We start from the raw sequence: 16090 nt of genomic DNA on the forward strand, positions 1-16090 counted from the left end.
CTGAAAGGCTGACGTGGCGCGTGGCATCTTCATAACTTTCGAGGGCGGCGAGGGGGCTGGAAAGTCGACTCAGATTACCACCCTCGCCGATGCGCTGCGGCAGGGAGGCCGAGATGTGGTGGTCACGCGAGAGCCTGGTGGCTCCCCCGGCGCAGAGGCTGTGAGGCATGTCATTCTGTCAGGGGCTGCAGAGCCCTTCGGCCCAGCGATGGAGGCAATCCTGTTCGCCGCAGCCCGGTCGGATCATGTCGAACAGGTCATCCGTCCGGCGGTGGACGCTGGGAAGATCGTCCTTTGCGACCGCTTCATGGATTCGAGCCGCGTCTACCAGGGCGTGACCGGCAACCTAGGTGCCGATTTCATGCAACCGCTCGAAGCATCCGCTATCAATGGAATGGTGCCGGACTTGACCTTGATCCTTGATCTTCCCGCAGAGGAGGGGATGCGCCGGGCAAATGCCAGGCGCGGGGACGAGGGGGCGGATCGCTTTGAAAAGGAGACGATGGACGTTCACCGCCGCCGACGGGAGGCGTTTCTTGACATTGCGCACACGGAGCCGGACCGCTGCAGGATTATTGATGCTGGACGCCCGCCGAACCTCGTGGCGGTAGACATCATCCGGGAGGTCACCAATCTTCTGACTGCGAGGAAAGATGTTGCAGGCGAGGAAGCCAGACCATGAGTTTCGTGCGCCTCGCCCCTGAACAGTTTGATACGATCGACGGGATCGCTGAGCCGGCGGAAAACCCGCTTCTTGTAGGCCATGAGGACGCTGTCGCTCATGTGGCAGCGGCTTACCGGTCGGGCAAGATGCATCATGCATTGCTCTTGTCCGGCGTTCCAGGGATAGGAAAAGCAACTTTTGCCTTCCACCTGGCTCATCATCTTCTTGCTCATCCTGTCAGCGAGAATGCTCCGCTGGAGTTCAGCAACCGGGATCCGCAATCTTCCTTGTTCCGCCAGATCGCCCAAGGCTCTCACCCGTCGGTGTTGCATCTCACGAGGCCGGTGAATGAGAGGACCAAAGGGTTCAAATCTGTTGTCACCGTAGATGAGATCCGAAAGATCGGCCGCTTCCTGTCCATGACGTCGCATGATGGCGGGTGGCGCGTCGTCATCGTTGATCCAGCAGATGACATGAACACCAATGCAGCCAACGCGCTTCTCAAAAACCTTGAGGAGCCGCCAGCCCGAACGCTTTTCATCCTGATCGCGCACTCTGCAGGTGGATTACTGCCAACCATCCGCTCGCGCTGTCAGTTGATGAAGTTCAAGCCCTTGAGTGAGGGGCAGCTTTTGAAGGTGCTGAATTCTCTGGCAGCACCGGTTCCTCCGGATGAGCAAGCGCGGGCGGCTCTGGCCCACAGGGCTGGGGGCAGCGTGCGCGAAGCGCTGCTGCTGACCCAGTATGGCGGCCTCGATATAGCCGACGCTATCGCCGAAGTGATGGCTGAGAAGCCCTACCCCGTCGCCAAGGCCTGGCGCATCGCTGAAGTTGTCTCAGGAAAGGACAACGGCGTTCAGTTCGCGATCTTCAATCAGAATGTGCTCGACATGATCGCAGACTGGGCGAAGAACGCAGCCGCGCAAAGTCATGTAGGAGCGGCGTCTTTTTTTGCTGATCTCTGGCGTCAAGCCGGCCAGCAAGTTATTGAGACCGAGACCTATAATCTCGACAAGAAGCAGCACGTAAGCGGCATGCTTCATCGAATGTGGCAGGCGCTCCACGCATAGATCGCGTAGCAATCGCGGTTGCGATGCGCTATCCACGCCCCACAAGATGGATCCGGACCAAGTTATGTCGACCGAACGCTATTACATCACCACGGCGATTTCCTATCCAAATGGCAGGCCCCACATTGGCCACGCCTACGAATTGATCGCGACAGACGCGCTTGCACGGTTTCAGCGTCTCGACGGCAAGGACGTTTACTTCCTGACCGGCACCGACGAGCATGGAATCAAGATGTTCCAGACTGCCCGCAAAGAGGGCATTACACCGCGCGAACTGGCCGACCGAAACGCAGCAGAGTTTCAGCGCATGGCGGCAGCGCTGAACTCGTCCAACAACGACTTCATACGCACCTCTGAAGAGCGTCATTACAGGGCATCTCAAGCGATCTGGAAGGCGATGGCCGCCAATGGCGACATCTACAAGGATAGCTATGCCGGCTGGTATTCGGTCCGGGACGAAGCCTATTACGGCGAGGATGAGACTGAAGTCCGGGAAGACGGTGTCCGCTACGGTCCGCAGGGAACTCCTGTCGAATGGGTGGAGGAAGAAAGCTATTTCTTCCGCCTTTCCAATTACCAGGATCGTCTCCTTAAGTTCTACGATGAGAACCCTGGCTTCATCGGGCCGAACGAGCGCCGCAACGAGATCGTCAGCTTCGTAAATTCCGGTCTCAAGGACCTATCGGTCTCGAGAACCACGTTCGACTGGGGGATTCCGGTTCCTGGCGACGAAAAGCACGTCATGTACGTTTGGGTCGACGCTCTGACCAACTACCTTACCGGTATCGGTTACCCGGACGAGGGGGCAGACCTTCGCGGATTTTGGCCGGCGGACGTTCATGTTATCGGCAAGGACATCACGCGTTTTCATGCGGTTTACTGGCCGGCATTCCTGATGTCAGCGGGTATCGAACTGCCGAAGCGCGTGTTTGGCCACGGCTTCGTGTTCAACCGCGGTGAGAAAATGTCGAAGTCGGTCGGTAACGTGATCGATCCATTCTCTCTCGTGGAGCATTACGGTCTGGATCAGCTGCGTTATTTCCTGCTGCGCGAAGTCCCCTTCGGCCAGGACGGCAATTACAGCCACGAGGCCATCGTCAATCGCACCAATGCCGATCTCGCGAACGATCTCGGCAACCTTGCCCAGCGCTCACTTTCCATGATTGCGAAGAATTGCGAGGGCAGGGTCCCTGCCAAGGGCGATCTGCAACCGGAAGACCAGGCCATTCTCGGAATGGCGACCGAAGCACTGGCGACATCGCGCAAAGCCATGGAAAATCAGGCGATCCATCAGGCGCTTGCTTCCGTGTTCGCGGTCGTTGCCGAAGCCAACCGGTATTTCGCCGGCCAGGAGCCGTGGGCACTGCGCAAGACCGATCCTGCGCGGATGGAGACGGTTCTTTGGACGACGGCGGAGACCGTGCGTCGCGTTGCCATTATGTGCCAGCCTTACATGCCGGAATCGTCAGCGAAGCTGCTCGATCTGCTGGCGGTACCAGCGGAAGCCCGTCGCTTCGCTGATGTCGGCGACAGCGCGGCACTTCAGTCTGGTCAGGAGCTCCCGGCACCGCAAGGCGTCTTCCCGCGCTATGTGGAGCCGGCGGCGACTGCGTAAGGACGGATCATGCTTGTAGACAGCCATTGCCATCTCGACTTTCCAGACTTTGCGGAGGAACTGGACGAAATAATAGCCCGTGCGAAGGCGGCGGGCGTCGGGCGAATGGTGACCATCTCGACCCGGGTTCGTCGGTTCGCAAATATTTTGGCAATCGCCGAGGCTTATCCGGAAGTCTATTGCTCAGTCGGCACGCATCCGCATCAGGCCGCCGAAGAGCTCGACGTAACGGTGGATGAGCTGGTTGCTCATGCTCGGCATGCAAAGGTTATCGCTATCGGTGAGGCTGGGCTGGATTATTTCTACGACCACGCTCCACGCGAAGCGCAGGCGCAGGGTCTGCGAAACCACATCGCGGCATCGCGCATCACGCAACTGCCGCTTGTGATCCATGCCCGCGATGCGGACGATGATATGGCCGCCATCTTGACCGACGAAATGGGGAAGGGGGCCTTCCCCTTTGTTCTGCATTGCTTTTCGTCCGGTCGACGCCTCGCCGAGGTCGGGGTTGGGCTAGGCGGTTATGTGTCATTTTCTGGTATTCTGACGTTCCGGAATTCTGACGAGATCCGCGCAATCGCTGCCGATGTTCCGCGCGACAGGCTGTTGGTCGAGACCGATGCGCCATTCCTTGCTCCGCCGCCTTTCAGAGGTAAACGCAACGAGCCTTCCTTCGTCAGGCAGACGGCCAAGGTCCTCGCCGAGACGATCGGGGTGGATGAGGACGAGATTGCAACGCTGACGACGAACAATTTCTTCCGCCTGTTCAGCAAGATGCCGAGACCTGCTTGAGATGGCGGATCTGCTCCGTTTCACGATCGTTGGAAGCGGTTCGTCTCCGGGTGTTCCGCGACCGAACGGTGACTGGGGAAATTGTGATCCTTCCAATCCAAAGAACAAGCGCCGCAGGCCCGCTGCGCTTGTGGAGCGGATCAGACCCGATGGCCGGACAACCCGCGTAGCGATCGATACCGGTCCAGACTTCCGGGAGCAGATGATTTCGGCCTCGGCAACGCATCTTGATGCGGTGGTGTACACCCACGGCCATGCCGATCACATCCATGGCATTGACGACGTGCGTAGCTACTTCCTCGAAGCCCGGAAACGGATCGACATCTTCGCAGATGACATGACTCTGTCCCGGTTGCGCGCAGGTTTCGAATATTGCTTCGAAACTCCGCCAGGCAGTTCGTATCCGCCGATTGTTGAGCCGCATCTGATTGACCACGATACAGCATTCGAAGTTGATGGACTTGGAGGACCGATATCGTTTCTGCCATTGCCGCAGATCCACGGCGATATGATGTCGCTCGGCTTCAGGATTGGCGACCTCGCATATTGCTCCGACGTCAGTGATTATCCGAGCGAGACGGTACCACTTCTCGAGAATCTGGAATTGCTCGTTATCGATGCACTGCAGTACAGACCGCATCCCAGTCATTTCTCGCTTGGCGAGGCGCTTGAGTGGATCGATCGGCTCAAACCCCGGCAGGCGGTTCTCACTCACATGCACGTACCGCTGGATTACGAGACAGTACGCGCCGAGACACCAGACAATGTCGAGCCAGCCTTCGACGGAATGATGTTCGAGTTTCCGCTCAAAGCCGATTGACCATTGAACGCGACAGCAGAAGCGGGAAAAGAACCAGCGTCAGTTCCATAATCATCCTTATGCGACTTTTATTGGTCCCGCTGGGGACGCTGATGGACAATGGCGCCGTCCTCTTCTACCACGGACTGCATCACAAATTCTTCTGAGCCCATTCCATGCTGCCATCCAAAGACATTACTCGCCTGATCGAAATCATGGCCGCGCTTCGGGACAAGGATACCGGCTGTCCATGGGACATTGAGCAGAACTTCGAAAGCATCGCTCCTTACACGATCGAGGAAGCCTACGAAGTTGCCGATGCAATCGAGCGGAACGATATGGACGAGCTGCGTGATGAGCTCGGTGATCTCCTTTTGCAGGTCGTCTATCACTCTCGAATTGCGGAAGAGATTGGTCAGTTCAAATTCGGCGATGTTGTCGAAGCTGTGACACGGAAAATGATCCGGCGCCACCCGCACGTATTCGGTGATGAGGAAGCTCGCCGGCAAGGTCTTCCAAAAGGAATGTGGGAGACGATCAAGGCAGAAGAGAAGGCAGAAAAAGAGGCGGCGCGAGCAGCACGCGGCGAGGAACCGAGGGTGAAATCCGAGGGCTATCTGGATGGCATTCCACTGGCGCAGCCTGCCCTCACCCGAGCGTTAAAGCTGCAACAGAAAGCTGCGCGCGTCGGCTTCGATTGGGGAGCGGCCGAACCTATACTCGACAAGATCGAGGAGGAAATCGGGGAACTACGGGCTGCCATGGCCGAAGGGCAGCAGGATGCGGTAGCAGCGGAGCTTGGAGATCTGTTCTTCTCGGTCGTCAATCTGGGGCGCCATCTTGAGTTGGATTCAGAGACATCGCTACGCCTGACCAACGATAAGTTCCGCGACCGGTTTCACTTTATCGAACGCGAACTTAAGTCGAAGGGCCGCAGCGTTGAGGAGGCGAACCTCGACGAGATGGAAGCGCTCTGGGCGATGGCCAAGGGCCGCGTCTGAGATCAGCTAAGTGCTGCGCCATATTTCAGCGTCAGCTCATCGCGAATTGCGTTGGTAGCACGTAACTTGAGGCTGATGCTGCCATCTTCGTGGTTTTCGCGAGATAAGACCGAGCTGTTGCGGTAAAGCCAGTCGAGATCGCCGATCTGATGAGGTGAGAGTGTCAGTTCCGCATCCTTCAGGGCGCCAGCGATGCGCTCCTCAATGATTGACGCAAGCTCGTCGATCCCCTCGCCCGAGATGGCCGATATGACAACCGGAGGCTGCCCCTTTCGGTCAAGCATGGCGGCACGAGCGCCGTCATCGAGAAGATCAACCTTGTTCCACACCTCAAGCACTCGCTTTTCGTCTTGGGCGTCGACATCGAGGCTGCGGAGAATCTCGACGACATCCTCTGCCTGGGCGGTTGTGTCGGGATCGGAAATATCGCGAAGGTGTATGATCAGATCGGCTTCAACCACCTCTTCGAGCGTTGCTCGGAAGGCCGCGATCAGATGGGTAGGAAGGTCGGATATGAAGCCGACCGTGTCAGACATGATGACGATCGTGCCATGAGGCAGTCGCACGCGGCGCAGCGTTGGATCAAGCGTTGCAAACAGCATGTCCTCTGCCATTACCCCTGCTCCGGTCAATCGATTGAACAGGGTTGATTTTCCGGCATTGGTGTAGCCGACGATCGAGACGATCGGATACGGTACCTTGCGGCGTTTCGCCCGATGCAAGTCCCGTGTGCGCCGAACGGTTTCAAGCTCGCGCTTCAGCTTGACTATCTTCTCTTGAAGGATGCGGCGGTCAGCCTCGATCTGCGTCTCTCCCGGTCCACCAAGGAAGCCGGCGCCGCCACGCTGGCGCTCGAGGTGGGTCCAGCTACGTACCAGCCGTCCACGTTGGTACTCAAGGTGCGCCAGATCAACCTGCAGCGTGCCTTCTCGGGTGCGCGCGCGACGGCCGAAAATCTCCAGAATAATGCCAGTGCGATCGAGGACCTTGGCGTCCAGACCTTTTTCCAGATTGCGTTGTTGGACCGGCGTCAGCGGATGATCGATGAAGACCAGCTCGACTTCGTGCTGCGCCACCAGTTCCGCAATCTCTTCGAGCTTGCCAGTGCCGATCAAGGTCGCGGGACGCGGATCGTTGACGGTCACAATCTCGGAATGGACCGTTTCGAGATCGATGGCGCCAGCAAGTCCGATGGCCTCGTCCAGGCGCGCTTGTGGCGCGCGCTGCGTTTTCGCGCGCGCTGCCTCGTCGGCGCCCCTCGGAAGGCGCGTTAGAACCGGAACGATAATGATTGCGCGTGCGGTAACGCCCTCAGGGGACATATTTTGATCCGTCGCAATGCTGCGGCGTTTGGCGTCCCCTGCCCGTTTTCCGGTCGAACCGGTGTGCGCCAATCAGGTTTCCTTGTCCTCGCTTTCGAACATCTGCACAGGCTGGCTTGGCATGATGGTCGAGATCGCGTGCTTGTAGACGAGTTGCGAGTGTCCATCGCGACGGAGCAAAACGCAGAAATTGTCAAAAGACGTCACCACGCCGGTGAGCTTGACGCCGTTGACGAGGAAAATCGTAAGTGGATTCTTGCTCTTGCGAACAGAATTCAGGAATACATCCTGCAGATTTTGCGTCCGTTCCGCCATTTTTCTTATCTTTCGCAGATCCCCAAAGTGCCTGCCAGTAGCGCCCATCTGAGCAAGAGCTGTCAAGCACACAAACAAAAAGGTCGACCAGCTGTGCACATGTCTAAACCTAATGCGCAGCTACTATAGGCGGTTAGCAGGCCTTTGCCTTCTCCGCAACTTCGAAAAACGCCGCCCGAATGGAAAGGGTCGTTTCTCCCGGGTGCCCATTGGCTACCGGGGTGTCATCGATGGCAACGACCGGCATCACGACGGTCGTGGCCGCAGTGATAAATGCTTCCTTGGCTTTGAGAGCTTCTTGGACGCTGAAAGCTCGCTCTTCAACCTTGAGACCGAGCTTGGCAGCGACATCCATGACCGTCGCTCTGGTGACACCGCGCAAGATACCGCTATCGGCGGGGCGCGTTACCAGGGTGCCGTCTGCGGTAACGATCCAGGCGTTCGTTGACGCGCCTTCCGTAACCATTCCGTCAGCATCGAAGAACCAGGCTTCGACCGCACCAGCTTCGCGCGCTTTTTGCCGGGCCAGAACGTTCGGGAGAAGCCCGACTGTCTTGATGTCTACGCGTTCCCAGCGGTTGTCTGGGTGGGTGATAACTTTCACACCCGCTTCAACCTTGCGAGCGGTGGCAAGGGTATCCGTCCTTTTTGCCGTCACCACGACCGACGACGGGGTTTTGGGGTCCGGAAAATAATGGTCTCGCGGCGCGACTCCACGCGTGACCTGGACGTACACCATCCCGTTTTCAACTTTGTTCCGCCGGATGACCTCGGCCATGATCATCTGCAAAGCCTTGCGGTTGACCGGCCAAGCGATGCGGAGTTCCCCCAGCGATCGATCCAGGCGATCCAGATGCCGGGTCATGTCCATGATGTATCCGCGCGCGACCTCGCAGACCTCGTAGACGCCGTCTGCGAATTGATAGCCGCGGTCCTCCACATGGACGGTGGCTTCGGCGTGAGGAATATATCGTCCGTTGACGTAAGCGATGCGCGGCATGTTTTCTCAAAAAGGTTCGTCAGTTGGCTGGGTGGCGAGGTGAAGCGGCTAAACCCCGAGGGATCGCAGTTTCCGGTGGAGCGCGGAACGCTCCATACCGATGAACTCTGCGGTACGTGAAATATTGCCCCCGAAGCGATTTATTTGCGCCAGGAGATATTCCTTCTCAAACTGCTCACGAGCTTCGCGCAGAGGAAGGGCCATGATGTGCTGGTCCGACTGATTTGGGGTGCGAGGCATCACGTCACCAATTTCCTGCGGCAGCAGGTCGGCTGTGATAGGAGCATCGACATCGTCACCGCGCGCCAGGATCATCAGGCGCTCGATATTGTTCTTCAGCTGGCGGACGTTGCCAGGCCAATTGTGCGCCTGGAGCACAGCCAGAGCGTCCTCGCCAATGCGGCGCATGCGGATGCCGGCCTGTGTCGCGACCTGCCGCATGAAGTGGTCCACAAGGAATGGAATATCCTCTCGACGCTCGGCAAGCGCGGGAACCCGCACCGGCACAACGGCGAGGCGGTGATACAGATCCTCACGAAAACGTCCCTGTGCGATCAGGGTTTCGATATCTTGGGCGGTCGATGAAATGATGCGGACGTCAACCTTCACCCGCGTACTGCCGCCGACCCGCTCAAATTGCTGATCGACAAGAACGCGTAAGATCTTCGCCTGCGTTTCCCGCGGCATGTCGGCCACTTCGTCGATGTAAAGGATGCCACGGTGGGCTTCCTCAAGTGCGCCGACCTTGCGCGGCTCGCCGTTCTTGGGTTCGGTACCGAAAAGCTCGACTTCCATGCGCTCGGGCGTGATGGATGCTGCGTTGACCGCTACGAAAGGTCCCGTCTTGCGGCTGGAAAGGGCATGGATCGCGCGAGCGGCCATTTCCTTGCCTGAACCCGATGGCCCGATCATCATGATGCGGCTATTGGTCGGGGCTACCCGCTCGATGGTCTGACGCAACTGCGTCATCGCGGCGGACATACCAATAAGGTCGAATGTCTCCCCGCTCCGCTTCTTCAGATCGAAAAGCTCGCGCCGGAGTTTCGACGTTTCAAGTGCGCGCTCAGCAATCAAAATCAGCCGGTCGGACTTGAACGGCTTCTCGATGAAATCGTAAGCGCCTCGACGGATTGCCGACACGGCCGTCTCGATCGTGCCGTGGCCGGAGATCATGACCACCGGCAGAGACGGATGTTGCTTCTTGATCTCATCCAGGAGATCCAGCCCGTCCAGCCGCGAGCCTTGCAGCCAAATGTCGAGGAACACCAAACGCGGCACACGATTGGCGATGGCGGCCAGAGCGCTGTCAGCGTCATGGGCAGTGCGCGTCTCATGCCCCTCGTCACTTAAAATGCCGGCTACGAGCTCACGGATGTCTTCTTCGTCGTCGACGATCAGGATGTCAGACGCCATTTTCAACCTTCCCACTACTGGTTCCACATGCGCCGTCTTGCTCGATCGCGGGCAAGATGACGCGGATCATGGCCCCCCTTCCGCCATGGAACTCGGCCGGAGCGTCATGCAATTCCAGCCGACCGCCATGGTCCTCGATAATCTTCCGCACGATCGCGAGCCCGAGACCCGTCCCCTTCTCGCGGGTGGTCATGTAGGGCTCCAACAGACGCTGCCGGTTTTCGCGCGGAAGTCCCTTCCCGTTATCAATCACATCAATAATCGTTTCGCGCGCGTTTGTCTGAGCTCGGACGAGGATCGCACCGCGCTCATCGTTCTGACGCTCGACACCCTCGATGGCCTCGGCAGCGTTCTTGATGAGGTTGCCGAATGCTTGGCCGAGGAGGCGTGGATCACCATTGCCGAGCAAGGGTTTGTCCCCGAATGCCCTTATGAAGTCGATGTCAGCCTTGCTCACTTCGACAAGGAAGGACGCCTCACGGAGCGCCTCACGCAGGTCCATCACCTTCATTTCCGGTTTGGGCATACGCGCGAAGGATGAGAACTCGTCCACCATGCGACCAATGTCGCCTACCTGGCGGATGATCGTCTCGGTGCATTGGTCGAACACTTCCTTGTCGTCAATTATGACCTTGCCAAACCGGCGTCTGATCCGCTCTGCTGACAACTGGATCGGAGTAAGCGGGTTTTTGATCTCGTGCGCGATGCGCCGCGCGACGTCCGCCCATGCAGAAGAACGCTGAGCGGAAACGAGGTCCGTAATGTCGTCAATAGTAACGACGTATGAGTTGTGTCCGCTGCTCGGTGTTACTTCCTCGGTCGTAACCTGAACGTCGAACGTTCGCTCCGCTCCCCCGCGGTAGAACGTGGTCTGATCACGGTAGACTGCCCTGCCTGCTACCCGTCCGGCTTCGAATACGGCGCCCACGTGCGGGAGGAGATCGGCGAGCTTCCGACCAATCACGTTCTCTGCGCGCAGGGTCAGCATCTTTGCTGCTGAGCGATTGACGATGGTAACGACACCGTCGTGGTCGACGCCAATGACGCCAGCGGAGACGCCAGACAAGACCGCCTCAGAAAAGCGACGGCGGTCGTCCATAAGATCCTTTGCCGCGATGAGCTCGTTGCGCTGGGACTTGAGCTCGAGAATCATGTTGTTGAACGTTTCGCCCAACGACGCGACGTCACCATCCGACTGGCGGACTGGAACTGCTACCTCCAGATTTCCGGTCGCAACATCATCTGCGGCGCTGATAAGCTGGCGAATGGGGCGAACCAGTCGGTCCGCAACAGCAATACCGGTCCAGATCGCTGAGAGAACGATGATCAGCGTCACCCCAAGATAGATCAACGCGAAAGCCACCTGCGTCGTCAGGCGGTTACTTTCGAGCGATCGATATTCATCCGTATTAGCTCTGACAATTTGCCGTGCGCGAATGACTTCAGGATCCACAGCGCGGATTGTATAGAGGTACAAATCTTCGAATTCGCGCAATTTGATGATGGCGCCCACGATGTTTCTTTGCGAGGGCGGTATGAGTACTGGCAAGCCGTCAGATGCCGTCTGGACCGCCTCTATCGGCGGCTGGGGGATAGCAAAATCCGCGCCGGTTTCCGCTTGCATGACAAACGAGCCATCCGACCTAATCAACGCAGCATGAGCCAGCGCCCGGCCCTGAGCCTGACGGCTTAGGAATGTGCGATAACCAACGCGATCCAGCGTGTACAAGGTCCGGTTGGCATCGAGATCGCCGGCCATCGAAAGGGTTGTCCCCTGCAAATTCCTGGCATTCTCGACAACGTACGCCTCGGCAATCGACAGAGACGAACTGATGATGACCTTCGTGCGAATCTCGAACCAGCGATCAAGTCCGAGATCCAACGTCACCGAAGCGACGACCGCGACGAGCAGGGCCGGGATCGCCGCAACGAGCGAGAACATTGCGACAATGCGAACATGAAGCCGTGACGCCGCCTTGCCGCGTCGCCTTGCCATGAAAATGCGGTGCACCTCGCGTGATATCAGCGCGACCAACACCAGGATGAACGCGGCGTTTATCGCGATAAGAGCGAGGGTGGTCGTTTCGTCCGGTGTTATCGGCGTCAGGCCCAACAGGACCGCGAACGATATACCAGCTGTCACGAAGGAGCCGAGGATTGCCAGGATGCCCGGAAGCGCGAGCAGCCGACGGCCGTCCGCTGAGGGGGCAGCTGGCTGCAGTGGGATACCCAGCGATGGCGTCTGCATTGTCATCGGATCACGTCCTCACGCGTGACATCTATGCAACGCATTGTGGCGAATATGCAACAAGCGGGCGAGCGATCCGGCATTTCTAATTGTTAGATGGCTATTTCGAGGCACGGTACACGTTGACGCCCAGTTCCCGGATCTTCTTCCTCAGTGTATTCCGATTGAGGCCGAGGATCTCAGCGGCTTTGATCTGGTTGCCACGGGTGGCGGTCATCGTTGCGAGGATAAGCGGATATTCAACCTCGGCTAGCACTCGATCATAGAGGCCGGTCGGGGGCAGCTCTCCCGCGAAACTGCTGAAATACCTCTGCAAATTAAGCTCGACAGCCGCCGAAATAGACAGATCCTCGTTTGGGAGTGGACCCGGCGCGTGCTCTTGCGGCGTCTCCGCCGAATGCAACTCCTGCTGAACGATCTCAGTCGTGATCTCTTCTTGGGGGTAAAGCGCTGCGAGTCGTCGCACAAAGTTCTCGAGTTCGCGCACATTGCCCGGCCAAGAATATCGCTTCATCAGGTCGATGCCGCCGCTGGCGATTCGCTTGGATTGCAGCCCTTCCCGTTCCGCCAGCTTGAAGAAGTGTCGTACGAGGTCAGGCACGTCCTCCGACCGTTCGCGAAGTGGAGGGAGGCGCATCGGGACAACGTTCAGCCGATAGAACAGATCTTCGCGGAACAGGCCCTGATTGATCAGGATGCGCAGGTCCTTGTTGGTCGCGGCCACGATACGCACGTCGGTGCGAATGGGCGTGCGTCCACCCACGGTGGTGTACTCGCCTTGTTGCAATACCCGAAGGAGGCGCGTTTGCGCTTCCATTGGCATGTCGCCAATCTCGTCAAGGAAAAGGGTGCCACCCTCTGCTTGCTCAAACCGGCCTGTGGAGCGGTTTTGTGCGCCGGTGAACGCCCCTTTCTCATGACCGAACAACTCGGATTCGATCAGGTCGCGAGGTATTGCTGCCATATTGATAGCGACAAAGGGGCCGTTTCGGCGACGTCCATATTCATGCAAAGCGCGCGCGACCAGCTCTTTGCCGGTTCCAGATTCGCCAGTGATCATGACGGTTAGATCCGTCTGCATCACCCTGGCAAGCATCCTGTAGATGTCTTGCATCGCACTTGAGCGACCGATCAGCGGCATGTTCTCGAGCGCTTCGTCGTTGTGTCGGTCTGCGACCCGCCCCCGGGGCTCCACGAGCGCGCGCTGAACGATCGCCAAAAGTTCGGTCAGATCAAATGGCTTGGGAAGGTACTCGTAAGCGCCTGCTTCTGACGCCCGGATAGCTGTCATGAAGGTGTTCTGCGCACTCATGACCACGACAGGGAGCTCCGGTCGAGCTTTCTTGATCCGCGGGAGCATGTCGAATGCGTTCTCGTCCGGCATGACGACATCGGTAATGACGATGTCGCCCTCGCCCGCTGCCACCCAACGCCAGAGTGTCGATGCGTTGGACGTCACCCTCACCTCATGCCCGACGCGAGACAGCGCCTGGCTCAACACCGTCCGGATCGCTGCATCATCGTCTGCAACGAGGATTTGCCCACAAACACTCATTCCGAAATCCTCTTACCGATATTCTGATCCGCGTCCTTCGGCTCTCTCCACGCCGGCATGAGAATACGGAAAGTTGTGCCCCGGGGCGCCGAATCGCACTCGATGACACCTCCATGCTCACCGACGATCTTGGCCACCAGAGCTAGACCCAGCCCCGACCCGTTCGGCTTCGTGGTGATGAAAGGGTCGAACAGGATCGGCAGCAGGTCGTCGGGAACGCCAGCGCCGTTGTCGTGGACACAAAACTCCAGAGGCAGCGATACCTTGTCCTGGCTTCCGGGGACAGAGACCCGAATTCCAGGCCGGTAGGCTGTCGATAGGTGGATCTCTCCGCCGGCGCGCTGCCCAATCGATTCCGCCGCGTTCTTTATGAGGTTGAGGAATACCTGGATCAGCTGATCCCTGTTTCCGTAAACAGGCGGAAGCGAAGGATCGTACTCTTCAACGATGTCGATATTACTGGCGAAGCCGCTTTGTGCCAGCGCCTTAACCCGATCGAGGACGACATGGATGTTGACTGGGAACCTGTCGATCGGACGCTCGTCCGAGAAGACCTCCATTCTGTCCACCAGCGACACGATACGATCTGTTTCATCCTGGATGAGGCGAGCCAATGGGCGATCTTCATCGCCGACGACGCTTTCCAGCAACTGCGCCGCGCCGCGTATTCCCGACAGTGGATTCTTGATTTCATGGGCGAGCATGGCAGCGAGCCCGGTGACGGACCGTGCCGCTCCGCGATGCGTCATCTGACGGTCGATCTTGTCCGCCATCGACCGCTCCTGAAACATGATGACGACATGCCCCTCAAGTTCCGGCACCGGGGCAACGTAAAGATCGACGACCCGATCCTCGCCAAGTCGAGGTGAGGAAATGTCGACGCGGTACTCATTGACCGGCGCATGAAGGTCCCGCACCTGCTCCACAAGGGTCAACAACGGGCTGCCAAACGGGACGAAGCGCCCCAATCCATCACGGGCCAACAGCAACGCGCTGGCCCGAAAGAAGTCTTCAGCGTCCGCATTGGCGTAAATGATGTGCCCCGTTCTGTCGACCATGATGACGGGGCGCCGGATTGTGTTCAGGATGACAGACGCTGTGTCAGCAGGAACAGAGCGCGGGTGAGTCACGTAGCACTCCTCTCGCTGATCTGCCCGATGGCGTCCCTGAGTGTGCTCATGACATGTCCGGGGTCTAGGGAGGTCATGATTGATTGCCGTCGGTCCAGATCAACTCCTGCGAGGTGACGATCGAGGTACCAGCCAAGATGTTTCCTTGCATGGCGGACCCCTTGCTGCGTGCCGTAAAGGCTTAACATGTCCTGATAGTGCTCAGAAATATAATCGAAAAGCTCCGTTACAAAGCGCGGAGCAGGCCTCGCGATCAGCCCACTTGCCTGAGAGGCGATTTCACCGGCCAGCCATGGCCGTCCGTAATGTTCGCGCCCTACCATGACCGCGTCTGCGCCCGACTTGGCCAACATGTCACTGGCATCCGCGTGATCCGCGACGTCACCGTTGGCAACGACCGGTATAGACACCCGGTCCTTCACAAGCCTGATCGCGCCGCGATCGGCCTTGCCCTTGTAAAACTGGCATCTTGTGCGACCGTGTATGGTCAGCATCGCTACACCTGCGCCTTCGGCTCGTGCAGCGATATCCGGAGCGTTTATTGACTCGTCATCCCAACCGAGGCGCATCTTGACGGTGACCGGGACCTCGACGGCAGCCACCACTGCTTCGATAAGCTTCAGGGCATGGTCGGGCTCTTTCATTAGTGCAGAGCCGCAATAGCCCCCCGTGACTTTCTTGGCGGGGCAGCCCATGTTGATGTCGATAATGTCTGCCCCTTCGGCTGCGGCAATCCGTGCCCCCTCCGCCATCCAGTCCGCATCGCGTCCCGCAAGTTGGACCATGTGCACCGGTACATCCGGGCGCCTGATCCTGAGCTCCGAGTTGCGGCGACCTTTCGCCAGTTCTGCACTCGCGACCATTTCTGACACGACCAATCCTGCCCCGTGCTTGATGGCTCGGCGCCTGAATGGCTCGTCCGTCACGCCCGACATAGGTGCCAGGATGACACGATTTGGGATCGAGACATTTCCGATTTGCATAGGTTCAGCCAGCAGGCTCTTAATTGTCATGCACAAAAACCAAGCATCTTGTTTTATTGCTCATGGAGTAGACATGTTCGGGGTGTGCTGCAATGCAAAAATTCTGCGCCAATGGATTTTCTATGGGCTGGCCATCGGGGTCTGGTGCCACTAAGGGTCAGGTAATCCAGGAAGGGAAATTGA

14 protein-coding genes are annotated in these 16090 nt (G+C 58.3%); 6 read left to right on the top strand and 8 right to left on the bottom strand.

Features of this window, described 5'->3' with window-relative positions; translation table 11 throughout:
• The first annotated feature begins 13 nt into the window (after positions 1-13).
• The 6 genes from tmk (at position 14) to mazG (ending at position 5941) form a co-directional block, all read left to right on the top strand.
• The gene (gene tmk, locus IOD40_RS02065; protein ID WP_198473764.1) at positions 14-682 is read left to right on the top strand and encodes a dTMP kinase; all 669 of its coding nucleotides are present in this window, start codon (positions 14-16) and stop codon (positions 680-682) included.
• Positions 679-1734, top strand: a complete 1056-nt coding sequence (locus IOD40_RS02070) for a DNA polymerase III subunit delta' (RefSeq protein ID WP_198473766.1) — start codon at positions 679-681, stop codon at positions 1732-1734. The genes tmk and IOD40_RS02070 overlap by 4 nt, the downstream gene beginning before the upstream one ends.
• 64 nt (positions 1735-1798) lie before the next feature.
• Complete coding sequence (gene metG, locus IOD40_RS02075) at positions 1799-3349, top strand: methionine--tRNA ligase (protein WP_198473768.1); 1551 nt, start codon at positions 1799-1801, stop codon at positions 3347-3349.
• A 9-nt stretch (positions 3350-3358) separates the two neighbouring features.
• Entirely contained in the window at positions 3359-4141 is a 783-nt protein-coding gene (locus IOD40_RS02080) for a TatD family hydrolase (RefSeq protein ID WP_198473770.1), read from the top strand.
• A 1-nt stretch (position 4142) separates the two neighbouring features.
• Positions 4143-4961, top strand: coding sequence for an MBL fold metallo-hydrolase (locus IOD40_RS02085; RefSeq protein WP_198473772.1), 819 nt, complete (start codon positions 4143-4145; stop codon positions 4959-4961).
• 155 nt (positions 4962-5116) lie between these two features.
• The gene (mazG, locus tag IOD40_RS02090) at positions 5117-5941 is read left to right on the top strand and encodes a nucleoside triphosphate pyrophosphohydrolase (protein WP_198473774.1); all 825 of its coding nucleotides are present in this window, start codon (positions 5117-5119) and stop codon (positions 5939-5941) included.
• Between the two features lie 2 nt (positions 5942-5943).
• Here the strand turns inward: mazG and hflX are convergent, their stop codons facing one another.
• The 8 genes from hflX to dusB all read right to left on the bottom strand — a co-directional run bounded on the left by hflX (position 5944) and on the right by dusB (position 15937).
• Complete coding sequence (gene hflX / locus IOD40_RS02095) at positions 5944-7263, bottom strand: GTPase HflX (RefSeq protein WP_198473776.1); 1320 nt, start codon at positions 7261-7263, stop codon at positions 5944-5946.
• 72 nt (positions 7264-7335) lie between these two features.
• Complete coding sequence (gene hfq, locus IOD40_RS02100; RefSeq protein WP_198473778.1) at positions 7336-7578, bottom strand: RNA chaperone Hfq; 243 nt, start codon at positions 7576-7578, stop codon at positions 7336-7338.
• A 133-nt stretch (positions 7579-7711) separates the two neighbouring features.
• Positions 7712-8578 carry a D-amino-acid transaminase gene (locus tag IOD40_RS02105; protein WP_198473781.1) on the bottom strand — a complete coding sequence of 289 codons (867 nt, stop codon included), beginning with the start codon at positions 8576-8578 and terminating at the stop codon, positions 7712-7714.
• Between the two features lie 48 nt (positions 8579-8626).
• The gene (gene ntrX / locus IOD40_RS02110; protein WP_198473783.1) at positions 8627-9991 is read right to left on the bottom strand and encodes a nitrogen assimilation response regulator NtrX; all 1365 of its coding nucleotides are present in this window, start codon (positions 9989-9991) and stop codon (positions 8627-8629) included.
• Positions 9981-12245, bottom strand: coding sequence for a sensor histidine kinase NtrY-like (locus IOD40_RS02115; RefSeq protein ID WP_198473785.1), 2265 nt, complete (start codon positions 12243-12245; stop codon positions 9981-9983). The genes ntrX and IOD40_RS02115 overlap by 11 nt, the downstream gene beginning before the upstream one ends.
• A 94-nt stretch (positions 12246-12339) precedes the next feature.
• Entirely contained in the window at positions 12340-13794 is a 1455-nt protein-coding gene (gene ntrC, locus IOD40_RS02120) for a nitrogen regulation protein NR(I) (protein WP_198473787.1), read from the bottom strand.
• A complete protein-coding gene (locus IOD40_RS02125) occupies positions 13791-14924 on the bottom strand; it encodes a two-component system sensor histidine kinase NtrB (protein WP_325099644.1) in 1134 nt (377 codons plus the stop codon). The genes ntrC and IOD40_RS02125 overlap by 4 nt, the downstream gene beginning before the upstream one ends.
• Positions 14921-15937 carry a tRNA dihydrouridine synthase DusB gene (dusB, locus tag IOD40_RS02130; protein ID WP_198473789.1) on the bottom strand — a complete coding sequence of 339 codons (1017 nt, stop codon included), beginning with the start codon at positions 15935-15937 and terminating at the stop codon, positions 14921-14923. The genes IOD40_RS02125 and dusB overlap by 4 nt, the downstream gene beginning before the upstream one ends.
• Positions 15938-16090: the final 153 nt, after the last annotated feature.

Origin of the sequence: Aquamicrobium zhengzhouense (assembly GCF_016124105.1) — a bacterium.
Taxonomy (GTDB): Bacteria; Pseudomonadota; Alphaproteobacteria; order Rhizobiales; family Rhizobiaceae; genus Aerobium; species Aerobium zhengzhouense.